This is a genomic window from Psychrobacter sp. GP33, assembly GCF_014119005.1.
Lineage (GTDB): Bacteria > Pseudomonadota > Gammaproteobacteria > Pseudomonadales > Moraxellaceae > Psychrobacter.
The window spans coordinates 85,494-109,643 of the sequence record NZ_JACGYX010000001.1 but is presented as its reverse complement, the minus strand read 5'-3'; the positions used below and the strand labels follow the sequence as shown (position 1 = coordinate 109,643).

Below are 24,150 nucleotides of genomic sequence, written 5' to 3'. Positions count from 1 at the left end.
AGATGTATGTGATAGTAGGCTTATAGAGAATAATAGTTCTACTTACGAGCGGCTTTAACTTGATCTGGCGTTACTTCACCACCATTATTTCCCCAAGTATTGAGGATATAAGTCACGACGTTTGCCACTCTTTCGTCATCTAGCGCAACGGCTGGCATAACGCTATCATAAACTTCACCATTAACCATAATCTTGCCATTGAGGCCATGTATGACCGCATTGATAGCGCGATTGGGATCTTTGAGTAAATAGTCAGATTTAGCCAACGGCGGAAAGGCTTTAGGGATACCTAGCCCCGTTGGCTGATGACATGCGGCGCAGTTATTATCATAGACATATTTACCCATCTCAATTCGCTGCTGCTTGTTTGCGGCGACTTTTCGCGGAGCAGGTTTACTATTAGCGATACTTTGCGTGGCTGCGCCTTCCGGTAGATAGACACGGTATTTGGTTTTGCCTGAATAGATGCGCTTGTTCTCTTTACCTTCGACTTGCAAAATCCCTAAAGCTCCTTTATTAAAGGCACGAAAGATTGAGTGGTCGACCAAGATGTACTCACCAGGTACGTCTGTCTTAAATTCGGTAATCGCAGCACCGCCTGACGGTATGAGCGTCGTCTGCACGTTATGATTCTCTGTAGTGCCGCCATCAACATATACTTTATCAAAGATTTCACCAATGACGTGAAAAGACGACACTAGGTTCGGGCCACCGTTTCCAACGAATAAGCGTACTGTTTCGCCCACATTGGCCTTCAGCGCATTATCACCGGTCAGCGCGCCCACTGAGCCATTAAATAAGACATAGTCTGGATTCTCTGAGACTGCCTTATCCATATCAAAGGGCTGAAGACCTTGCTGACCGTAGCTACCCTTGGTGTAGAAGTCTCCTTGCATCACATAATACTCGTGATCAACTTTTGATAAGCCCTCTTTGGGCTCAACCAATATTAGCCCGTACATACCATTGGCAATGTGCATGCCAACGGGCGCCGTTGCACAGTGATAGACATACAGTCCTGGATTTAATGCTTTAAAATTAAACTCCGAGGTATAACCCGGTGCAGTAAACGACGACGACGCGCCACCATGCGGTCCTGTCACTGCATGCAAATCGATATTGTGTGGCATCTTAGAGTCAGGATGATTTGATAAGTGGAACTCGACCTCATCACCTTCACGAATTCGAACAAACTGACCAGGTACTTGGCCGCCAAATGTCCAGAACTCATAATCTACTCCGTCCGCCAAACGCATAACTGTTTCGACAGTTTCCATCTTTACCCTAACCTTTGCAGGATAGTCACGATTAATAGGTGGTGGTACGTTAGGCGCATGAGTCAGCACCGCATCGATAATTGGCAAGTCCCCTTCTCCGCCGTTATCTTTACTCGAGGCTTTATCTGTCATGGGTTCGACCGCGTTAGTGGCTGTCGCTTCTGTATTGGTTTTATCACACCCAGTTATATTTAGAGTGCCCAGCGCTAAAAGGCAGGCTAAGGCTAAATTCGAATAGTTAAATATTTCTTTGTGATGATTAAAAGTAGAATCGAATAAAAGCATAATAAGTTCCTTTTATTATGTGAAGTGGTTCAGGTTCTTTTAATCGTATGTAAAATTAGCAATAAACTCATATCCCTGATAAGAGTAGGCTCTTTAATATTTATCCTAAATGAAAACAGTTACTTATGCGACTTATATATTTTAAATAAACTATATAGATATACTTAATAAACAAATCCTCTATAACTTTAAACAATACCCATTAAATAAAAAGTTCTTGGGTATACGCTATAATTAAGGGATTAGCAGCTCCACACTGACCTGAAAATAATATTCATCTTTGACAGTGATGCTCATTCTGCCATCATGGGCATTCACAATCGCTTGTACGATCGATAACCCTAGACCCGTACCTGAATGCAAAGTATTGTTCTTATGATGACGATAAAAACGCTCAGACAATCTATCGGCCTCTATTTGTGTTAAGGGTTCATTCAGTTGATTAGTGAGTGTTATTTTTAGGTATGGCTTTAAAAATGACTGGTTTGATACCGATCGATTTTCCTTCTCTGTATGACTCATAACGCTATTATCTGTAGTAGAGGCGGCAATAGTAATGACGCTATCGCTTGCCGAATAATAGATAGCGTTTGATATCAGATTGGCAAACAGCCTTTGCAATAAGCTGTCATCTCCCAATACAGCTTTAAAGTCTCCGCTTTTTTCAAATACAATCCCACGATCTTCCGCTATAAATTCGTAATAAGCAATCATCTTAGTAATCAGAGTCTCGGTATCAACAGCAGCGAATTGCGAGTCATAGAGTCCTTTTTGCGTTTTTGCCAATAACAGCATGTTGTTAATCAAGCTGGATAACTGCTCAAGGGTGTCATGCTGATCGTGCAGTTGCTCAACGTATTCATTGCTATCTCTAGGTTTACTTAACATCACTTGAGTTTGGGTACTTAAGATTGCAAGCGGAGTACGAAGCTCATGCGCAATATCATCCGAGAAGCGCGATAATGAAGCAAAGTTATGCTCAAGCTTATCCATCATGGCGTTATAAGCGTCAGCAAGTGGGCGCAGTTCACTGGGCATCTCACTAATGACAATACGATCATCAAGCTTTTCGGCATTAATTCGGGTCATCTTTTGTCTGATGGTCGATAGTGGGGCAAACCCTAAATGGACACTGAAAGCCGCAACGGATACCAATATAAAGGTAATAGCCATTAAGATAAGAATGAGCTGACGGTTAAATTGGGCGAGGTATTGATGGTGAACGTCGATAGGTAAGGCAATAAGGGCTAAGCGCCCAGAATGCTGAATGACAATCGCTCGATAATGACGACTATCAATTTTTAAATCAAACGGCTGCTCATGATGTTGTTGCCACAAGTCTTTTACTGAACGCTTATCACCTGACTGACTCATAAAGCCTGTGGGCCTACTGGCAATAAATTTTCCCTGTTTATCGGTAATAACGGTTTTTACATCGTAGTCCAGTCCAACGTTTTGTAGTTGGATTGACTGGCTAGAAAGTTGTGTTGTACCCTGATTATTGAGCAAGCTATCCGTCATATTCTGACGCACATTAAACGCCGCATGGGTTAGAATCTCTGCGTCCATTTGCTCAAAATGACCATTAACTGAATGCTGAATCCATAAATAAAGACAGATTTGGGTAATTACTACACAAAGCGTTAGTAAAAATAGTGTCCGCCATAACAGTGATAGGCGTCCGTCTGTGACAATGGGCGTCATGTTATTGGTTGTCTATCGGATGTGTTAAATCATGGCTGCTATCCATAACTTCTAAGCGATATCCCATACCACGAACCGTGTGTATCAGCTTTACTTCATAATCATCATCAATTTTAATTCTTAAGCGCCGAATCGCGACATCAATGACGTTGGTGTCGCTATCAAAATTTACATCCCAAACCTGAGAGGCAATAACTGAGCGCGGTAATACCTCGCCTTGGCGCTCAAGTAAAAACTGCAATAGGGAGAACTCTTTTGCAGTTAATTTAATAGGCTGCTCACCTCTATGTACACTACGTTTAGCGATATCCATCTTCAAATCTGCAATTTGCATGAGGTTACTACTGTAATCCGCCTGATTGGCACGGCGTAGCAAGCTCTTTATTCTCACTAACAGCTCAGCGAATGCAAAGGGCTTAGTCAGATAGTCATCCCCACCTATTTCAATCCCCTTTATACGATCACTCAAATCATCTTTAGCCGTTAAAAATAAGATAGGGGTATGCTTACCAGCAGCGCGGTAATTACTTACTAGCTCAAAGCCACTGATATCAGGCAGCATCACATCCATCACCACAACGTTAAAATCCTCGCTCATTAAGGCATGGTAACCATCAAGTCCTGTGGTTTGATGGTCAACGATAAAGCCTGCTTCGCTCAGACCTTTTTTTATATAGTCACCAAGCGATAATTCATCTTCGACTAATAATATCTTCATAGCAGACCCATGCTGGTTCGTTAGTTTAATGGTGTTAATCATAGAGGAATGTCAGCACCATTCCTATGCTATGACCGCAACATGACAGCATTGTCATCTTAGCGTCATGTTGTTGTCAGAGCCGTAATGTTACGCTGTTATTTATCACAACTCGTTAGTAGCAGATAAATATTTATTTGGAAGGCATTCGCATACCATTATTAATGCTAACACGATGAGTTACGGGGAAATATTATGATGAACGGAATGATGCATGGGAGCATGATGAATGGCATGGGCTGGGGAATGATGGTTATCTGGCTGCTGTTTGTAATATTAATTTTTACCATACTGATACTAACAGTTATGGCGCTACTAAAGTATCTGCGTAAACAAGAATAAGCTTAACGATAAACATCTGAATTTGACAGTAGGGAAATAGTGTTCGGGTACTAACTCCGCGTCGTCTAGATGTCTACTTACCGTCTTCAAGGAATGATTTTATGAAACATGATACGCATGAAGAAAAAGAAGTAGACAGTAAGCACAATAAGGTACCAGCGGGCTACAGCGGAACCGTTTATACCTGCCCTATGCACCCAGAAGTCAGAGACGTTGAAGATAGCGGTTGTCCAATATGCAAAATGTCTCTTAAACCTGAAGACACTGTTGTCGAAATGGCAGAGATGACTGACAAAGACACAAAAGATGACCACGCAAGCTGCCATAGTCATAACCACAACACGTCTAATACAGAGTTAAAATCTGTCAAAGGCGGCAAGTACGATTTGGTTCCAGCTGGCTACAGTGGAACCGTTTATACCTGTCCTATGCATCCAGAAGTCAGAGATGTTGAGAATAGTGGCTGTCCGATATGTGGCATGGCACTGGAGTCAGAGACGGTTACTATTGGTGAGGAAGACACCTCAGAGCTCGACGATATGACTCGCCGTTTTTGGATATGCACGGTACTCACAATACCGCTGTTTTTGTATGCAATGAGCCATATGGTAGGTATAAACCTAGACAACCTTATTAAGGGCGATATCTCTGGGCAGATTGCTCAGTGGATTCAACTGGCACTTGCGACACCAGTGGTGTTATGGGGAGGCACACCGTTCTTCGTTCGTGGTTGGCAGTCAATAAAAAGCCGCAACCTGAACATGTTCACTCTGATTGCAGTGGGCGTAGGCGCAGCTTTTGGTTTCAGTCTGATAGCAACCTTCCTTCCGGATATTTTCCCAGACAGCTTCAGGGATGCTTCTGGTCAAGTCGGTGTCTACTATGAAGCGGCAGCTGTCATTGTGACCTTGGTGCTATTGGGGCAGGTGTTAGAACTCAAAGCTAGAAGTCAGACCTCTGGCGCGATTCGCGCGCTACTTGAGCTGGCTCCACCAACAGCAAGACGTGTGGATGAGAATGATGTCGAGACAGAAGTATCACTTGACGAAGTTGTTAGCGGTGACACACTGCGAGTGAAGCCAGGAGAAAAGCTCCCGGTAGACGGCACGGTGCTTGAAGGCAGTAGCAGCATCGATGAATCGATGGTGACTGGCGAACCCATTCCAGTCTTAAAGGCACAAGGGGATACGGTCACCGGCGGCACAGTCAACGGTACTGGAACGCTATTAATTAAAGCGGTCGACGTTGGTGATGACACCGTATTATCCAAGATTGTCAAGATGGTCGCTGAAGCTCAGCGCAGTCGCGCACCAATACAGAAGCTGGTGGATAAGGTAGCTGGGTGGTTCGTGCCGATCGTCCTTATCTGTTCTGTGATAACCTTTATTGTCTGGGCTATGTTCGGACCTGCGCCTGCAATGGCTTTTGCACTGGTCAACGCTATCGCGGTATTAATCATCGCCTGCCCTTGTGCGTTAGGGCTCGCCACACCAATGTCGATTATGGTTGGTACTGGCAAAGGGGCTCAAAACGGCGTACTTATCAAGAATGCTGAAGCGTTAGAGAGCATGGAAAAAGTCGACACCATCGTTGTCGACAAAACAGGAACGCTGACAGCAGGTAAACCAGAGCTTACCGCTATCGAAGCGCTTGGCGGATTAGATGAAGATGAACTTCTTGTGCTAGTCGCAGCGGTAGAGAGTGCCAGCGAACATCCTTTAGCAGAAGCTATCGTTAAGGCTGCAAAGGCAAAATCCCTCAATATGGCTAAAGCCAGTGATTTTAGTTCGACCACTGGTGAAGGCGCGCAGGCGCTGGTTAATGGTAAACAAGTCGCCGTAGGCAATTCTAAATTCATGCATCGTCTTCATAGTTTTGACAGTGCGCTTTCAGACCGTGCCGACAAACGCAGAAAGGACGGTGAAACTGTCATGTTCGTTGCAGTAGATGGGCATGCCGCTGGTCTAATCTCAGTGGCTGATCCTATCAAGCCAAGTACGAGCGAGGCAATATCTCTGCTGCACAAAGCTGGACTACGCGTAGTCATGCTGACGGGTGACAATGAGATAACGGCTAGAGCGGTTGCCAGTAAATTAAATATTGATGAGGTACATGCGGATGTCTCTCCAGAGGACAAAAACCGTATCATCAAGGAGCTGCAAAGCAGCGGCAAAGTCGTAGCAATGGCGGGAGACGGTATCAATGATGCTCCCGCTCTTGCACAGGCTAACGTTGGCATCGCCATGGGCACAGGTACAGATGTGGCCATGGAAAGTGCAGGCATCACGTTAGTGAAGGGCGATCTGATGGGAATTGCTAGAGCCCATAAACTGAGCCATTCTACAATGCGTAATATCAGACAGAACCTATTCTTTGCCTTCTTCTATAACGCGCTTGGCATACCGATTGCGGCAGGTGTGCTGTACCCATTCTTCGGAATTTTACTCAGTCCAATGATAGCGGCCGCTGCGATGAGTCTTTCTTCGGTATCGGTTATTGGTAATGCGCTGCGATTACGCCGTTTGAAGTTGTAAGGTTAATACTGTGCATATATGGTAGCTCTATTTATACGTCAAAATCGCAATATGACAATTTTGTCATCTTAGCGTCATGTTGTTGTCAGAGTCATTCTACTAAGCTGTTCGTAATATTAATCTATTGCTAAATTTATTATTAAACAATATCAGGCGTTGCTGAGTGCGCACTGTGTACTACGCGACCAATACGAGACTCACTATGACAGTCCTCATAAAAAAATCAAACCTTCACCATAAACGACAATCCTATAAGCTAGTGCATAGCGCACTGATATTACTTGGTGCGTCAGCCTTATTTGCTTGTAGTCAACCGGAAAGTAGTGCCTCTACTGCCAGCACTGTAAAGGCTGAGCATCAGGCTGTTACTACGAACGTAGCTGAAACACATAATGCATCCACTTCTGTGCTGAGTACGCCAGTAAGCAATCCAGACTTACTTAAAAATATCTCAGCAACCGTTTATAAAGATGCGAATTGCGGCTGCTGTAAAGACTGGATAAGCCATGCAGAAGATAATGGTCTAGGCGCAACAGCGCAGGATGTTGCTGATGTGGGATTATTTAAAGACCGTTATGGCGTACCCACTGAGATGCGCTCTTGCCACACGGCAATCACCACTGATGGTTACGTTTTTGAAGGTCACGTACCAGCCAAGTATATGGCAGAGTTTTTAGAGAATCCGCCAGCACAAGCCATTGGTCTTGCGGTACCGGGTATGCCAGTTGGTAGCCCAGGTATGGAGTATCAAAATAAATTCATGCCGTATCAAATTATGCAGCTCAACAAAGACGGCACCACCCAAGTGTATGCAGATATTAAGTCTACTACGCAACAACTATAGCTTTGATACTGGTATGCATTTTTATTAACTATCAAAATGGTTTTATGGATAATGCCCATAAAATCAGATGAATCCTTACGTCAAACTCATCTCTGATGACTTTAAAATCTAAAATATTTATAAATTTTTGAATAAACTATTTCACACAGTTAAAGATATTTAACTCATTCAAGCCAAGGATATATCATGAAAACTCATTACAAGTTACGCCTATCTGTTGTTGCTGCTAGTGTCAGTGCCGCTCTTTTATTAAGCGCTTGTCAGCCAGCTAATGAAAAGGTTGAGCTGCCCATAACTGAAGAAGGAGCAACAATTGATGCCACTGAAGCAGATGCACCAGCGATGGATCCCCATGCAGGGCATGATATGAGTGCAGATGCTATGGTAGCAGACGGAACTCCGATGACCCCTATGCTCAAAGAGTACAGCGAATCAATGACTAAAATGCATGAAGAGATGATGATGGGTATGGATTATAACGATCCTGATGCAGCATTTGCTCAAGGTATGCTCGGTCATCATATCGGTGCGGTAGATATGGCAGAGATTGAGCTCAAATACGGTACTGATGCAGAGATGCGTAAGCTGGCGCAAGAAATCATCGACGCTCAGCAGTCTGAAATTGCGCAGATGAAAACATGGCTCGCTAGTAATCCAGATACCAAAACACCAACAGCAGATACTAAAGCGATGCAACAAGCCTATGCCGACGGTATGGACGCAATGCATGAAGAGATGATGGCAGGTATTGCCGACCCAGTGCCTGATTTGGCATTTGCTCGTGGTATGTTACCGCATCATGTTGGCGCAGTAGACATGGCAGAAACTCAGCTTAAATATGGTAAAAACCCTGAAATGCTGAAACTGGCACAAGAAATTATCGATGCCCAAAAGGCTGAAATTGAGCAAATGCAAAGCTGGATTGCAGCCAATAAAGCATAAACGCTGTTTCATCTAAACGATAATTATAACGATAGTGATTAAACCTAAAAAAGCAGCCCCTATAATTTATAAGGGCTGCTTTTTTAATGGTGATTAACTTTTTAATAAGTAGGATTAATAAGAGGATAGAAGCCTATTCAGTTAATCATAAATTTTCAGCGAATTACTTTTCACCGCACTTGCAGCATTTCGAACACATATCGCATTTATCGCAGGTGGATGGACAGGTACAGCCACATTTCGAGCAAGTACAGCTCGTATTATAATGAATAGAAGGTACCCCTGAATTCAACTTATCTTTAGCAGTAAATTTCATAACAAGTCCTTGTTTATAATTGATATCTCAGTGTGGCAGCTGCTAGTGCGCTACTCTGTGCTTTTATTGTCAACTTAATAGCGTGATTGGTTAATGGTTTTTTAATATAACATCTAATAAATATTGAACTATTTTTATAGCTGGCTATATATATCAGGGTATGTATACAGAGCTTAACACTCGATTAAAATCACTTGGTCTCAAGGATGCAGGTTGAAAAAAGGCTCAAGTCTGATATCTTATATAGTACGCTATGAATACAAAAGAGAATAAAAATGAAACTCGCTGAAGCCCTCCTTATCCGTAGCGACATGCAAAAGAAGCTTGCCCAGCTCAAGAGTCGTATTCGTAATAACGCTAAAGTCCAAGAAGGTGACGTACCAAGCGAAGACCCTAACGAGTTAATTATTAATGCCAGCCAAATAATTAGTGAACTGGCTGCCTTGATTGAACGTATCCATCGTACCAATGCCATTGCCAATACGGATAAAGGTCAGTCAATGCTGACCCTATTGGTCGAGCGCGACACTTTAGAGATGCGACATAAACTTTTGATAGAGGCCATTGAAGCGGCGAATAGCGAGTCTGATCGCTATAGTCATCGAGAGATTAAGTGGCATGTAATTATATCGATTGCAAGCTTACAAAAACAGGCTGATGATATTGCAATGAAACTTCGCCAAATTAACATGGTTATTCAATCGAATAATTGGCAAATCGACCTTGTCGAATAATCTAATCAATTAATTAACAAACATTTCTTTAGCAACTGAAAGCTAAGTTGCTGGAATACCGGTTTGGAACCGACTGGGCGAGTGTCAGACCCCAAACCTCCACAGCAGGGGGTTGAAAATATACTGTAGTGGATGACATACGTTGTGGGTAGACGTCTTTTTTACACTTAATGCCCAGCACTTATTACTCGTTAAAAATCACCACTTAGACCTTACTACCAGACACTGACAGTCGGTTTCAATTTTATTTTCGCGTATTAAAGTCTAACTACTCATCATAGAGGTGGTCTGACAATCAGCGGCTAAAACAACCGTAATCGTTAGCTTAATAAAGTTATTAATATGAGCTTCTATAGAATTTTGGAGAAGTTGCCAATATAAAAGACCCGTGATAAATCATCTGATGCCGCCAACCTAGGCGCTGGAGTGGTTTCAAAATCTGCAAAGATCTTATCTTCAATAATATAGAAGCCTGCGGCTTGTGCCAATTTTAGTATGCGGTATACCGTAGCGGATGACAAAGTAGCACCAGTGAGGTTATGTATTGCAGCGTTGGTAATATAAATGCGTGGCTTATGCTCCTTCAATATCGCTGCAAAGGCATCTACATCTGGGCCATATAGCGTATGCCCTATATTATTTTTTCAGTGACTTCATTGTCAAAACATTCCTCAAAAGTGGTTACTAATGATAGATTAAATAAGTCGTTCATGAGCTTATTTTTGATAAGTGACTTTGAGTTGTCCGAAAAGTCACTTATCAAAAATAAACTATCGGCTCGGTGGTTTTTTATATCTGTAATACGTGCTCTGTAACCTACCCAAATCCACCTAAGGCTTAAACGACTATTCAGACAATAATTATTAAAGTAGGAGCTAATTTTATAAGTATTTTTCACCTGTTTTTCTAGTACGTAATATTTTTGCAGGAACACCATAAGCAACAACAAATGAGCCTACGTCTTTCATTACAACAGAGCCTGCACCGATTATAGTCTCTTCACCAATATTAATAGCATGAGTTAAGGTAGCACCTATACCCAATGCTGTTAGATCACCTATATTACAGAAACCACCAGTTCTTACTCCAGGAGCAAAGCTTGAAAAACTACCAACAACTGAATCATGATCAAGGGATGATGATGTGTTTAAAATACAAGACTCTCCAACGATAGAGTGTGGGCTAATTATTACACCATTCGTTATTACAGAGCCTTTGCCAATAGTTACGCTTTTAGCAATTGAAGCATTAGGATGGATTGCAGATATAAATTTAAGACTAGGGCAGGTCTCTTTTATTAGCGAAGTTACTTTTGAGCGAGTAAAATTATCACCTATACCAACTATCACACAATCAATAGAGTATTTTTTTATTAATTCAGGCAAGTCATTTTGTTTACCTAATATTTTATATCCCGCTACTTTTTCACCAGCTCCTATCTCATCACAAAGACCCACTATTTTAAATTTTTTTACACTTTCAATTATATCTATAACAACCTTTGCATGACCACCAGTACCAATAACTACTAATTTTTTCTTCATCATATCTCTACTGGTAGTTAATTGTTTGATTAATGACTAATAATATATACCCATGCTTTTAACTATACTGTTCTTATAGATACAGACGGTTGTTTTGGAAAGTTAAGCGGAAACCTCTTTACGACATATACTGGCTTATTAATAAATAACTAGTATTCTCTATAGAAAATATTTAGTAGAAATACATTTGTTACGACTAGAGCCTGTGATCCAATATAATTTATTTAATAAAATCATGCCTAAGCTTGAATTGATGTACTAGATCGAGGTGAATTTAACGCTATTATTCTTGGCTGTTGCAAAGCTTTTTTGAACCATATTGTTATAGAGCGTGTAATTATGCTTATTGAAAATAACGACATTATCCCAACTGTCAAAAAGTTTAGCCGTCAAATTTAGCCGTGATTGCTGGTCTGTTTTGGCAGCCGTTTTTAGGGTATGTCGTCTAAAATGTACAAACACGAAAGCAAAAATAATGCCTACTGCATAACCAAGCAGTAAGGTACCATCCAAAAACTAAGCAATGACCAACACGTTAAATAAGACATTGAGTACCAACGCTGAAATATCAAAAATACTATCAATGACTGTCTAAAGGGTGTAGTTGCTTTCTTGAGCGAGCGTCGCTGTGGCTGTGGCTGTGCTCTGTAACTCGGCGCTGGATAACAAAGAGGTTTTTCCTAAAAAGACAGTATTAAAGTTATCGCTGTACAGCTTATGAGCGTCGTACTTAGTGCGTTCTGTATTGGTGACACAAAAATATGCAGGCACATAGACTGCTACTAAAGACACGGCAAATAGCACCATATATAAAATTGAAATAGTGTCTTGAGTCAGACTTTGGGCAAGGCGAGCAATAAAGTACGTTGATGAAGCAACAAATTATTGTTGCTTCATCAAAAACAGCAGGGCAAACTGCAAATGCTTATTTAATATGAGCTTATAAATCAAAATTTATTATTACTTTTTAAAACCGAAGTACAATAATCCAGCAAGTAACGGCTTGTGGCTGGGGTTAACTCTACTGACCTATAACATTTTTACTACTTTTCAGAAATTTTTTAATTATATTCTCCTTGAAAATAATCAGAAGTTTTAAGAAAGAGTACACGATGGAAAAAAAAGGACACGGGTATGGCGTTCAAAATGCATACAACAGGTCACATGTAAGCAAATACGTATACGCCTTTGCTACAGTAGTTTCTTGGTTACTCATTTACGATTTATTAAAAATATTCGAAGAGCTTCCTTCTCATTGGAATACGATCATTTCCACGCTTACGACAGGCATACTGTTTTTGGTGGTTCATTTTTTATGTGAAAAATGGCTCTGGAAAATGAATTTATATTTTAAAAGATTAAAACATACAAACATATCCGGGCAATGGTCTTGCGATGGAGTATCAAGCTTTCAAAATGATGATATGATCAAACAAGATATTAAATGGAAAGGTACAGTCCTCATCCTTCAAAGTTGGGCAAACGTTAAAATTAGGCTAGAAACAGAACACTCAGTCTCAAATAGTATTTCTGCTACTATTGTATATGATGAGAGTAATGAGTATAAATTACTCTATAGTTATGAAAACCGTCCTAAAAACTTAAATCATGCTGGATTACGCATTCACAGAGGATTTGGAGAGCTCACCGTTAATAAAGACGATGAAAGTGCCATCTTTAAGTATTATAACGTCGAAGGTAGGGAAACCATCGCGACTATGTCTTTGAAACTATTAGCTAGCTAAAGCTATTCCTCAAGCGAACCACTCTGAACGTACCTTTCTCGCTCTAAAATCATTTGTCATAATCACCGTTATGGGAATATGCTGAGTGCGCTATACAAGCTTTGAAATATCGGCTGATTGTCCTGCTTACTAAGGTTTATAAATAGGTACTATTTCCTATTCAATCCTTATGCCACTTTTCCATATAATTAATAGCCATTGTATTAATTGATTGCCAATCAGCTAGGTTTTTTCCTGAGAATTCAAGCAAGATGTTGTTATTATAAATAGGATGTAAATATTCCATTTGGCAAACGCTGTTTTGCTCATCGTTGGTTGCCATCAAACAGCCAATGGTAGTTGGCGAATTTGGATAGACATTACCTGTATAAGATATTATTGAGTCATCATTGTTGTCAATATAAGCCTTTAATCTAAATTTATCTTGTTCCGTATTTTTACGATTCGTTTTTTTTTACGATATCTACTCTTGTAGACATATCATTGCCTACAATCCCTGAATTTTCCGCTGTCCAATAGAACTTGATAATATTATCATCATATTCTAAAACGCTCGGATTTTTATCTTCTTTAGTAAGTCCTCGTCCACTAGGCCAAAAGAAGTAAGCTCCTCCCATATCCGTCTCGAAACTTGCATAACTGCCAGTATCTGGTCTAGTGATATGATTTAGAGGAATAATATACTTGTCATCATCTATACTGACTTTAATTCGAGCATTAGGGTCATATATATTTGGCTTAGCACAACTAACTAATATCAATAAACTTCCCAATAATAAAAACAGCCTCTTCATTATGTTGTCCTTAAGGGAAGTAGAAATTTCATCCGTTGATATTATGGTTTTTTCAAATAAGGTTCGGTGCCCTATACAGGCATCTAACCGTAGGCTTTGTAACTACGCAAGAAATAAGTACTTCTTCTTTTTATTTATTTATAAAGTCAATCAGCCTATTATCGTTTTTGTTCTGAGATGAGTATTAAATATCATGAATATAGGCACAGTCATATTTTATATTTTCGTCTTATACATAGTCACATTAGGCATCTGTACATTTAAGATTATGAAGCGTGCAAAAATTATTAATTCCATATGGGATATAGTCTACAATCGAGAAGATTTTCATAAAAAAATGAAAACTATTAAGTGGAATGTTTCAGATTTCCTGACCATAGACCCTAATGATCTTATGTTAAGGTTTGTCACCTTTTCCCAAAAAAAAATATTACATTTTTTTTGCTTGGGTAGCACTCATAAATACTTACAAGTAAAATTCGGTGATGTTTTATTTTTGGTATTTCTTACCAAGACTAGCACTAACCTCCTATAAACTTATTTATATACCATCTTAAGAAGACTAATATAGTAGAACCACTTATACTGAACTTCTTAAGATATAATATTAAGTACTACAGCCCCTAAATTTTTATCGTTGTATTTGTTGTGCAGTTTTAATTAACTATTGGTCATTCAATTCCACTGCAAAAATTTTATGAAAGTAATATATAGGATTAGTAGCACAATTTAGAGTCACGATATTTTTATCAGGACAATCTATAAATCTTTGTACAAATACTTATGTATACAAACTGCTATCAAGATAGTCTGTTAATTTAATCTGAAAGTGTAAACCGCCATCTGCATTATAAACAGCCGCATTATTAGGATAAGAAGCGCCCAAAAGCTTCTAAAACCCTATTTACTGGACAGTGCCTTAAGTGAGCTCTCACTCATAACTGATACTACGTCCTAAAGAATCCGATTTTTTAAGCATACCCTTCTCTATTAAATCATTGATATCGCGTAGAGCGGTATCGATAGAGCACTTAGTCATCGTTGCCCATTTTTTCGTGGTCAGCTTGCCATAAAAATTGGTGAGTAAAATATTGAGCATGTTGACTTGCATGGCATTCAGTGCATGCAGTCGATGTCTCTGCCAAAAATTGGCTTTATTGACGATGGTATTGGGGGTGGTTTGAGCCGCAATCAGGGCTTGTTCTAGCGTTTGTAAAAACCAGACCAACCAATCCGTGATATCCGTATCACCTTTTTGGGTTCTCTCCAGTATTTTATAATAATCGTTACGCTGCTTTAAAATTTGCGCTGACATACTGTAAAAGCGTTGGGCACTGTCATCGCTTTGAGCCAGCACTCTTTCGGTAATGACACGAGTCAATCGCCCATTACCATCATCAAAGGGATGAATGGTCACAAACCATAAGTGCGCAATACCTGCTTTAATCACCAAATCTATATGGTCCTGCTGATGTGGTAACGTATTAAACCAAGATAGAAACTTGTCTAACTCATCTGATAGCTTATCGGCGCTAGGCGCAACAAAGTGAACCTGCTCACGACCATAACCACCAAAGACCACTTGCATAGGTACTTGGCTATCATCACGGATACTGCCCGCTTTAATACGGTAAAGCCCACTATATCCATCTGGGAATAACGCCCTATGCCTCCCTAATAAATTATCTAATAATAAGGGTTACTGATAGTGATATGTGGCGCTCAGCATCATCTCTACCACCGCATCAATTTCACGGGTTACGGTTAGCATATACTCATTATCTATTCCTAAATGCCGGGCGACAGAGGATCTTACTTGCTCATTATTTAATGCCTCACCCTTAATCTCGGAGGTTTTAATGACCTCTAAGGTCACGGCATCTAGTTGTGCCTCGACATTCAGATCAAATCCTAGCGTTTGCAGCTTACCCAGCAAACGGCCTTGTAAGAGGCGCACACGACTGACGAGTGGCAAAAGTTTTATCTAACCACTGCCACTGGGTCCAATTTTTATTTTCATAGATATAGGTCACGTATTTCATATTTTTCTCAATAATATGCAGAGAATAAAGCTTTAATCTCCTTATATTATGCAGAGACTAATTACATAAGACAATAAAATGCCATTTCAATAGCAATAAATCAGCTTAAATAATGAGATTGCGCCTATAGCAGGTCAGTTATCATCTCATTGAATTTAATATAACTTCACTACTTTTATTTCCACAATTTAGGCACATAGACTTTTTGATACAATTTATCCGCTGTTAGAAGTATAAATTTTTTGACTAAAATCCACCTTACATTTCTGCTACAGCCCATATTTTACAGACAAAAAAAGCTCCAATCTTAAGATTGGAGCTTTCTAAATTTGGTAGGCATAAGCAGACTCGAACTGCTGACCTCTACCATGTCAAGGTAGCGCTCTAACCAACTGAGCTATACGCCTATTTAGGTTGAGTATTCTATCAAGTTTCGACTACTTTGCAAGCATTTTTTCTAAAAAGTGCTCTTTATTATTTACTAGCAAATAATAAAGAGCACTTTACCGCATTTTTATATCATTTATTACGCAGTTTTATGCTAATTTACTATTTTTAATTATTATCATATTATGTTCAATGGCGACGCACCAACTGTCGTTAATACTAACTCTTATTCCCTATATGCTAGGACACCACCGCATGAAATCTTTGTTATTATCATTAACCGCCTTATCATTGCTATCGACCAGTGCTGCGTATGCGTGCGATGCCCATCATAATACAAAACATCAAGCACCACAGCAAACCATTACTACCAAACACAAAGCTAAAATCCATACTACTGTAAACAAAAAATTAGATGTCAGCAAAGCCCATCCGCAGGCTTCAAACCAAAGCAATAAAACGATCAGAAAGGTAACGATTTAAGCGCATCAATATTATAAATAATGGGCAGCGTACGCAGCTTACTTGAGCAGGCGTACTGTTTTCTTTATCTGTTGCAAGGTTTGCTGATACTCTACATGATGAGTATCGAATGTGCTTAATCGACCATAACGCAGCTGACGATAACTTTGTTTGATATCATTAATATTATGGACATACTGGTCAATCAATACGCTTTTTTTAGCCATTTTTCTATTATTTAAAATAAAAGCATTGGAAGTACAGAAGGTGGCTACCCTATCTAACCATGCCAGCGGATCTTCATTATCATGGCGAGCAAGCGCTTTATCCTGCTTGCTTAATAATTTGGACAGCCGTGCTAATGGCAAATCAACCGGATGCCAGCGCTTACGTCTGCGCAGCCAAATAGTCAGTGCCAAAATTGAGAGTACGGCAATGGCGCTGCTTGCTAACCACATAATCTGCTGCGTCACTGAGCTAATATTCAGCCACTTTAGCAGCGAGTCTGCTTGCTTATCTTGGTCATAGCCGACGATATCCTTTTGCCAATAATAGCTGGCTTGATCCGATAGCCGGCGTAAGCTTTGTAGCATTTGATATTGCTGATAGTTAATTTGCGCGCCAGCTCCATTGCCAAACAGCGCCGCACCTTGCGCTTGAGTCATTGCATTCATGCCACGCTCGACACGTTCAGGCGCGACAAAACTGGTTGGATCGACCCGTACCCAGCCTTGCCCATCCAGCCAAACCTCAGTCCACGCATGCGCGTCCATTTGTCGTACTTCCCATATCTTACCGTTGCGACTTAGCGCGCCACCCTGATAGCCCGCCACTACCCGCGCCGGAATACCAGCAGCACGCAGCATAAAGGTAAAGCTTGAGGAATAATGCTCACAAAATCCAGCTTTGGTGTTAAATAGAAACTCATCAATGCGGTTATTATTAAGGCGCGGCGGCGATAAGGTGTAGCGGAATTCAGTCTGATGAATCCAATTTTCAAGCGCCTGTATATAGCGGATAGGATCAGAGCCTGATTGGGCAAACAACTGCTTGGCAAGGGCGCGTGCTTGTGGATTGCCTTGAATGGGCAATGCCAAATTAAGCTGCCGCGCTGATGCATCAAGCGTGATATCGATAGCCATTGGTGTAAAACGCAGAACATCATAGCGTAGCTGCTGGGTGACCGGCTGAGGTTGTAATAAGGTAAAATCTGAAGTCAGGCTAATATCACGACTTTGCGTCAAAGGGTAATCCAAGCCAAATAACCAGCGCTGCTGAGTAGGTTCTAGTATCACCTCATAGCTGACAGGTGTGCTGTTATTCTCATCAGGAATGGTCGCAAAAGCCGACTCCGCCCAAGGCGGTGCTGGTAATGTCGTTTGCCACAACTGCTGCGTAGAACTCGGACGCCATGTCACCCCATCAAAGTCACTAAATACCAATCCGCGCCAATATAACTGCTCTTGTGGCGGACGGTTATCTGCAAACTGCACCCGAAATGCCAATGCCGTTGACTGACCTAATTTGGCAAAATCACCCGGCGACATACTGTCTGATACCCCAGTAGTAGCTTGTTCCCCGGATAGTTGCACCGACCATAAAGGCGGCAAACGTGGGAAAAATAAGAACAATATCACTAACAAAGGAATAGCACCAATCCCTAAAACCCCTAACGTACGCAAGCGCCCTTCACCATCAATATTGCCATCATCATTGAGCGCAATAAAGGCTAATAAAACAATCGCTGTACCTAAGATAACCTCTAAGGTAGTCACCAGCCCTTGGTCCATTAAGAACAGCGCGGCAAGCACAAACAACGATAAATTCAGTACCACGTAGGCATCACGACGTTTATAGAGCTCCCATAATTTGCTAATTAAGCATAAGACTAAAAACGCCACGCCCATATCTAGCCCAAAAGAGCCGTTATAGGTCAACCACAGACCTGCCAGACCTAATAAGAAGCCCAGCATTTGCATACCTTGATAAATACGTTTTAGCTGCTTGATGCGGCGGAATCTAGCCTTAATAATTGGCAGCTGGGCGCTAATACTGATAATGCCAAACCCCATTAACCATAATGGCAAATGAACAGCATGCGGCAAAATCACGATAACCTGAGCAATAAGTACCCAGTAATATGCCGGTAGCGCTAATACCTTGCGATACCATTTCCGGTTTGGAGAGGAGTTATTGCTCGTCTGAACGCTTTGACCTAACGCCAATGTCTCAAAAGATTGCACACTAGAGCAATGAGATATAGAGAGTGTTTCTGTTGAAAAAGAAGGTTTAGAGAGCTGAGAAGGCGTTATGTTCATGGTGATTTTGCCAATCTTAATAAGCACGCTTGGGCAAATATATTGCCTTGTCCAACCACCGCCGAGGATGGTTCATTGGGCAAACACATGGCAAAGGGTATACCAAGTTGACTAAAACTAAGCACACCATAGGCTAATTGCGCTAGTTTTTGCTCATGATGTGCCGCTGGCATATCTGCATAATCCAAGATCTGCTCGTGACCGATAGGATCAGTAAAGTGCTTGGTCAGCATCCCTTGACCACGTGCCACATGCGCCCAAGAAACGCGCGCTAATGACTCACCCGCTATATAATTATCTAGACGCTCAAAGTCATCTTGACCTTGCTGATACTGAGTATATTGACCATCTATTGGCATATCCTCGTTGCTAAGCGCTAAATACTGTACCTGCTCTTCGAAGGCTTCAGGTTTCGGGTATACCCAAGCCGTACGCGAAAAATACACGTAAGACCAAGCACGCATAATGCCAAGCGGATAAACCGTCTTAATCTGTAATCGTGGTAGCACAAGCTCACCGCGCTGCGTGGTTATAATAGGCAACCGAACAATCTGCTCACCGTGCAAATACGGTAGCAACACCTGTTCATTATCTGTATTTTTTTGAGCGGAGTCTTGATAAGCGCTGTGCTCAAAACTTAATAACAACTGTCGTCGCGGTTGTCGGCTGTCACTTCGTAGCTGCAACGTCACCCACACAGGCGTTCCTGCTTCTGCCATAGTGACTTCTAGCAATTGGATTTGCAGACCGGAGATATGAGCAAAGGTGACATGAAAACTGACCAGCCATACACTCACCAAATAAAAGCACAACCCTAATACCAAATTATTGCCATAATTAATACCAGCAATAAAGGTAATAACTAATAGCAAGGCAAAAAGAAGCCCTTCACGACTGAAGAAAATGTAAACATTGCGCAGATTTAAGGTCGCACGGTCACTTCTTGGCGCACGTTTGACGAACCAATGCGCAAGTGCTGTCGATATAGGAAGGGTTAACTTGCGTGGTAAGATACTCATGACAACCTTGTCTATACTATCCGTATTCCGTTATATCAGATTCAGTGTTTTATGTGCTATTTATACCCACAAATAATACCAACAAAGTATAGCGCCTAAACCAACACGGACACTTCTGCTATTATACGCTGAGCAATCGTCTGCTGTGATTGTCCACTGATAACGTGTGCTGGTACAAACCGCTGACCTAAACGATGGTCAGTCACCGCTGCAAACACCGCTTGAATATCCTCAGGAGTCACCTCAGTATGTCCCGAAACATAGCTATAAGCCTGTGCAGCTCGTTGCAATGACAGCACTCCACGCGGCGATAAACCATGATATTCTTGACTGGCGCGCGTTTTAGCAACCAAGCGTTGTAAATAATCTAATACTACGTCAGCAACATAAACTTGCTGCACGCCTTTTTGAGCCAGTAATACTGATTCTGTATCGAGCACCGCCGCTAAGCTTGCCAACAGCTCACGGCGATCTTGACCCTGCAATAGCGCACGCTCTGCCGCTGGGGATGGATAGCCAAGAGACAAACACATCAAAAACCGATCCAGTTGAGATTCAGGCAAAGGATACACGCCCGCTTGCTGTAATGGGTTTTGGGTGGCTATCACAAAAAAAGGTTGCGGTAAGCGGTACGACTGACCGTCTTGAGTGACTTGTCGCTCTTCCATCGCCTCAAGTAACGCGCTTTGGGTTTTGGGGCTGGAGCGATTAATCTCGTCGGCAAGTAGCAATTGGGTAAATATAGGACCAGAACGGAACTCAAACCCGAGCTTGGCCGGATCGTAAATACTCATACCCAAAATATCGGCTGGCAACATATCATTGGTAAACTGCACCCGGCTAAATGACAGCCCTAATAGCTGTGCCAACCCCTGCGCCAATGTCGTCTTCCCCATGCCCGGCAAGTCTTGTAGCAATAAGTGTCCCCCTGCCAGCACACAGCTAAGTGCCAACTTCACTACCTGAGGTTTATCAAGGACAATAGTATTTAAATGGGTTAATAACTGCGCTATTTGTCGTTGATTACTCTCATAGTCACCTGGACAAGAGTCAGAAAGAAAAGAAGTAGAAAAAGGTATGTCAGACATAATGAGTTACCGACTTATTTTTATTACTGAAATCATGTCTAAATTACTATCAAAAAATGAAAGTAGAAAAATTAAATGGCTTAGAAAATAGAAATCACCCTTATACTATCAATTATCAACAGTCAATTTATCGAAAATCTGCGGCTGGTTTTTGCGCTGGGTCAGAGGATATCTCAACCGGCTCATTACTCATTTGCGTGGGCTGACCCTTTATTTTCTGAGTGTTATCACTATTGGTATCACCAGACACGTCTTTTAAAGGGAAACCTTTATCGTCGAGCGGTGGGATTGGTGCACGTAAGGTAGACAAATAAGCAATCACATCAGCGCGCTCGCGAGCATCCGGCATTGGATCAGCAAGCATTTTTGACCCTGGCATGGCTTTTTCAGCATCTGCAATATAAGGGTCTAAAGTTTTAGCATCCCATATCCATCCAGAAGCAACCAACTCGTCACTATAATTATAATCTGCCAAATCTGCCGCACGCGAAGCATAAATATTCATCAGCTGTGGACCCTTTTTGTTACTTCCTGGGTTTAACCTATGACATTGCTCGCAAGCCTCCTCATAAATCAGTGCGCCATTATCAGCATCGCCTCCGGTATATAAAGGTGCGCTGACAGTCTCGCGAAAGTCTGGTGGCGTACGTTTACAACCGCTCAGCGTTAGTACAGACACAACGATAGAAATCGCAATTACTTCGCTACGATATGACATCTGACGAAAAATAAACATAAATAAGGGGCTTATAATTTGGACATATCATGAAAAAGAATTTGATACTTTAATTGAATGTCAGTATGAAATAATTAAGTGCAACTTTCACTAGCGTACACTTTATTGTTCTTGAGTGATAGTCATGATTTTACTTGGCTCTTCTAGATAATAGCCTTGTAAATATCGGGCTCCCACGCCCCAAGATACAGACATCGTCGCTGCCTCTTCTATATAGGGAATCAACACGTCACTATGCAGTGCTTTAACACGAGAGACAAGCGATTTAACCGTTTCCAGCTCATCAGCATTGCCCATACTTTCAACGTAAGTTCGCGCCAATCTAATCATATCAGGGCGTACAAAATCAGTAATTTCGATAGATTTGGCAGAGGTTCCAAAACTACGAATACCTACCTGACAGCCAGCTTGTTTAAGGGCCGCAAACTGTAGCTTAGCAACGGTCAAATGATCAACCACATCTTGCTCGTTAAATTGTAGCGTGAGCGCACCTGCAACGCCGCCCACCGCATTAATCAATTGGCTGGCAATATTTGGCAATTTTTTATCAATCATAGACGCACTGGTTAATTGTACGAGGATATGGGCTTGTGGATGCGTTTTTCGTACTTCATTCAGCTGTCTGCAAGCATTGATCAATACCCAACGATCTATTTTTTCACGTAATTGGTGAGTAACTGCTACTGCCATAAAATCATCTGCAGTTAATACCGTATTGTCAGCATCAGATAGTGGAAGACGTAAGTAAACTTCAAAAAAATCGCTGCGGTCAGTATTAATATCATAAATAGGCTGGAATAATAATTCGAAGTGATTCTGAGCAATGGCATTATTTAGCACTTCTGCCATGGCATTATTGTCACTACCAGCGTATTGGCTAGGGTCATAAATATGATAGACATTACCCTGATTTTTGGTATCTGTCTTTGTATGATTAGTAGCATCAATGGCGCGCTCAAGCAGTATTTTTGATTCAGCAGGATTGGACTCAATTTTTACGATACCGATACTAGCAGTGGTACTAGTGGTTCGCTTGTCGACCTCAATATGTAGATTAGCAACCATAGCGAGAATCTGTTCCGCCAACACCGTTAATTTCTGTGTGCTGATGTCTTCAATCAAGACTGTAAATGTGGTGTCACTAAAACGGCTGATGTAACCGTCCGTTATTAGCTCATCAAGCGCATAACCGACTTGTTTGATGGTCGCATCAATGCCTTGTAAACCCAAGCTACTACTAATTTTACCAATGTTGTCTAGCTGAATATATAATAATGCAGCGCTTAATTTGTTTTGAGCTGCCAGCTGGCATAGCTGCTCTAAGCGCTCTTCAAACCCGCGCCGATTGAATAAACCCGTTAGACTGTCTTGACGTTCTACCGCAGCCAATCGCTCAGCGACTTCTGCACTATTGTTATTATTCTGTTGAATAATAACTTGAGTAACCGGCGCCCCTTCTAACGTTGCACTTGCCAGCTGTAGTTTCGCCGCAAAAGTGGTGCCATCTGTGCGTAAGCTTTCAAAAGTAAACTCTACTTGTGCGCGACCGCCCTTATCAAAATCACTTAAAAACTTTTTAAACGCTTTTACATTGTCACCGCCAGCAATCAAATCAATTATTGGAACCCCAATAATGTCATTGTTACTCTCAAAACCAAATAATTTAAGATAAGGATCATTTGCAAAAATGTGAATACCTTGATCAAGATAAGCCACAGCGCTTTTGGAATTTTCAATCAAAATATTAGCGCGTTGCTCTGCTTCTAGCAACACATGGCGTAAGCTTTTTGAATATTGTCTGCTAGCTAAATTGGCATGCAGTAAGCAGACAGCCATGACTACCTGAGATTCTTTTTCTGCCCGTATAGCTTTGACCATAGTACCGTTAATAACGGCAGGCAGCCCGTCTTCAGTTAGCCCCTGTTTTGCCATCTGATCATTCATCAGTCCAATAATGGGCAAATCTATCTCATGCTCTTGCACAATAGCGACGACTTCCGTAAAGTTCATGTCATACGCTCGACCAAAGACCAATACGTCCCACTGATGCCGTAATGCTCTGTTCAACTCCTCTTTATCATCTAAAAATCCCAAGTTCACCTCATCATAATAGGAAGATAATAGATGAACCAGACGTTCAGCATAGAGCTGGTCGTCGTCGATTACCAATATATTCAATAAAGGATTGTTTTGCATAGCAGACCTTTTTGTATTAGATCATAATAAAAAATTTGGCTTAATCATGCTATCAATTATAAAGGCACAAATTTTTTATGCTAC

At 41.3% G+C, this 24,150-nt stretch carries 21 protein-coding genes, 1 tRNA gene and 1 pseudogene; 7 read left to right on the top strand and 16 right to left on the bottom strand.

From position 1 onward, the window contains the following. Window positions 1-38: 38 nt before the first annotated feature. From nirK to H2245_RS00460, 3 genes are all read right to left on the bottom strand, one after another. Window positions 39-1,409: a copper-containing nitrite reductase gene (gene nirK, locus H2245_RS00470; RefSeq protein ID WP_259365019.1), complete on the bottom strand. Its 1,371-nt coding sequence runs from the start codon at window positions 1,407-1,409 to the stop codon at window positions 39-41. A gap of 387 nt (window positions 1,410-1,796) precedes the next feature. Continuing rightward, a complete protein-coding gene (locus tag H2245_RS00465) occupies window positions 1,797-3,266 on the bottom strand; it encodes a histidine kinase dimerization/phospho-acceptor domain-containing protein (protein ID WP_182405062.1) in 1,470 nt (489 codons plus the stop codon). Window position 3,267: 1 nt separating this feature from the next. After that, the gene (locus H2245_RS00460) at window positions 3,268-3,984 is read right to left on the bottom strand and encodes a heavy metal response regulator transcription factor (RefSeq protein WP_182405061.1); all 717 of its coding nucleotides are present in this window, start codon (window positions 3,982-3,984) and stop codon (window positions 3,268-3,270) included. Window positions 3,985-4,218: 234 nt separating this feature from the next. Here H2245_RS00460 and H2245_RS00455 point away from each other — a divergent pair, with 234 nt between their 5' ends. The 5 genes from H2245_RS00455 (at window position 4,219) to H2245_RS00435 (ending at window position 9,735) form a co-directional block, all read left to right on the top strand. After that, on the top strand, window positions 4,219-4,365 hold the full coding sequence (locus tag H2245_RS00455; protein ID WP_182405060.1) for a hypothetical protein: 147 nt from the start codon (window positions 4,219-4,221) through the stop codon (window positions 4,363-4,365). 101 nt (window positions 4,366-4,466) lie between these two features. After that, a complete protein-coding gene (locus H2245_RS00450) occupies window positions 4,467-6,899 on the top strand; it encodes a copper-translocating P-type ATPase (protein WP_220464340.1) in 2,433 nt (810 codons plus the stop codon). Window positions 6,900-7,101: 202 nt separating this feature from the next. Next, complete coding sequence (locus H2245_RS00445) at window positions 7,102-7,743, top strand: DUF411 domain-containing protein (protein ID WP_182405059.1); 642 nt, start codon at window positions 7,102-7,104, stop codon at window positions 7,741-7,743. Window positions 7,744-7,929: 186 nt separating this feature from the next. After that, entirely contained in the window at window positions 7,930-8,685 is a 756-nt protein-coding gene (locus H2245_RS00440; protein ID WP_182405058.1) for a DUF305 domain-containing protein, read from the top strand. 591 nt (window positions 8,686-9,276) lie between these two features. After that, complete coding sequence (locus H2245_RS00435) at window positions 9,277-9,735, top strand: DIP1984 family protein (RefSeq protein ID WP_182405057.1); 459 nt, start codon at window positions 9,277-9,279, stop codon at window positions 9,733-9,735. A gap of 350 nt (window positions 9,736-10,085) precedes the next feature. On the opposite strand, the gene H2245_RS00430 is transcribed toward H2245_RS00435, so the two are convergent. The 3 genes from H2245_RS00430 to H2245_RS12030 form a co-directional block, all read right to left on the bottom strand. Continuing rightward, window positions 10,086-10,370 (bottom strand): aminotransferase class I/II-fold pyridoxal phosphate-dependent enzyme, encoded by a 285-nt coding sequence (locus tag H2245_RS00430; RefSeq protein ID WP_182405646.1) that lies wholly within the window; start codon window positions 10,368-10,370, stop codon window positions 10,086-10,088. Between the two features lie 246 nt (window positions 10,371-10,616). Next, complete coding sequence (locus H2245_RS00425; RefSeq protein WP_182405056.1) at window positions 10,617-11,282, bottom strand: acetyltransferase; 666 nt, start codon at window positions 11,280-11,282, stop codon at window positions 10,617-10,619. Window positions 11,283-11,870: 588 nt separating this feature from the next. Beyond that, the gene (locus tag H2245_RS12030) at window positions 11,871-12,071 is read right to left on the bottom strand and encodes a hypothetical protein (RefSeq protein WP_259365018.1); all 201 of its coding nucleotides are present in this window, start codon (window positions 12,069-12,071) and stop codon (window positions 11,871-11,873) included. Window positions 12,072-12,391: 320 nt separating this feature from the next. On the opposite strand from H2245_RS12030, the gene H2245_RS00415 reads away from it, so the two are divergent. Further along, a complete protein-coding gene (locus H2245_RS00415) occupies window positions 12,392-13,024 on the top strand; it encodes a hypothetical protein (protein ID WP_182405055.1) in 633 nt (210 codons plus the stop codon). 160 nt (window positions 13,025-13,184) lie between these two features. Here H2245_RS00415 and H2245_RS00410 read toward each other — a convergent pair whose 3' ends face one another. The 5 genes and pseudogenes from H2245_RS00410 to H2245_RS00395 form a co-directional block, all read right to left on the bottom strand. After that, window positions 13,185-13,346 (bottom strand): hypothetical protein, encoded by a 162-nt coding sequence (locus tag H2245_RS00410; protein ID WP_182405054.1) that lies wholly within the window; start codon window positions 13,344-13,346, stop codon window positions 13,185-13,187. A 115-nt stretch (window positions 13,347-13,461) separates the two neighbouring features. Further along, complete coding sequence (locus tag H2245_RS00405) at window positions 13,462-13,818, bottom strand: hypothetical protein (protein WP_182405053.1); 357 nt, start codon at window positions 13,816-13,818, stop codon at window positions 13,462-13,464. 931 nt (window positions 13,819-14,749) lie between these two features. Beyond that, window positions 14,750-15,448: pseudogene (locus H2245_RS12025) on the bottom strand (Fic family protein); the annotation flags it as partial. A gap of 69 nt (window positions 15,449-15,517) precedes the next feature. Beyond that, complete coding sequence (locus H2245_RS12020; RefSeq protein ID WP_259365017.1) at window positions 15,518-15,793, bottom strand: DUF4172 domain-containing protein; 276 nt, start codon at window positions 15,791-15,793, stop codon at window positions 15,518-15,520. Window positions 15,794-16,190: 397 nt separating this feature from the next. Continuing rightward, a tRNA-Val gene (locus tag H2245_RS00395) sits at window positions 16,191-16,267 on the bottom strand. A gap of 235 nt (window positions 16,268-16,502) precedes the next feature. Here H2245_RS00395 and H2245_RS00390 point away from each other — a divergent pair. Continuing rightward, window positions 16,503-16,730, top strand: a complete 228-nt coding sequence (locus H2245_RS00390; RefSeq protein ID WP_182405052.1) for a hypothetical protein — start codon at window positions 16,503-16,505, stop codon at window positions 16,728-16,730. 38 nt (window positions 16,731-16,768) lie between these two features. Here H2245_RS00390 and H2245_RS00385 read toward each other — a convergent pair whose 3' ends face one another. From H2245_RS00385 to H2245_RS00365, 5 genes are all read right to left on the bottom strand, one after another. Beyond that, entirely contained in the window at window positions 16,769-19,027 is a 2,259-nt protein-coding gene (locus H2245_RS00385) for a DUF3488 and transglutaminase-like domain-containing protein (protein WP_182405051.1), read from the bottom strand. Continuing rightward, entirely contained in the window at window positions 19,024-20,046 is a 1,023-nt protein-coding gene (locus tag H2245_RS00380) for a DUF58 domain-containing protein (RefSeq protein ID WP_182405050.1), read from the bottom strand. Before H2245_RS00380 ends, H2245_RS00385 begins: the two co-directional genes overlap by 4 nt. Window positions 20,047-20,141: 95 nt before the next feature. Further along, window positions 20,142-21,125 carry an AAA family ATPase gene (locus H2245_RS00375; protein ID WP_404944641.1) on the bottom strand — a complete coding sequence of 328 codons (984 nt, stop codon included), beginning with the start codon at window positions 21,123-21,125 and terminating at the stop codon, window positions 20,142-20,144. 136 nt (window positions 21,126-21,261) lie between these two features. Beyond that, window positions 21,262-21,870 carry a cytochrome c family protein gene (locus H2245_RS00370; protein WP_259365016.1) on the bottom strand — a complete coding sequence of 203 codons (609 nt, stop codon included), beginning with the start codon at window positions 21,868-21,870 and terminating at the stop codon, window positions 21,262-21,264. Between the two features lie 102 nt (window positions 21,871-21,972). After that, complete coding sequence (locus tag H2245_RS00365; RefSeq protein WP_182405048.1) at window positions 21,973-24,066, bottom strand: EAL domain-containing protein; 2,094 nt, start codon at window positions 24,064-24,066, stop codon at window positions 21,973-21,975. Between the last annotated feature and the right edge of the window lie 84 nt (window positions 24,067-24,150).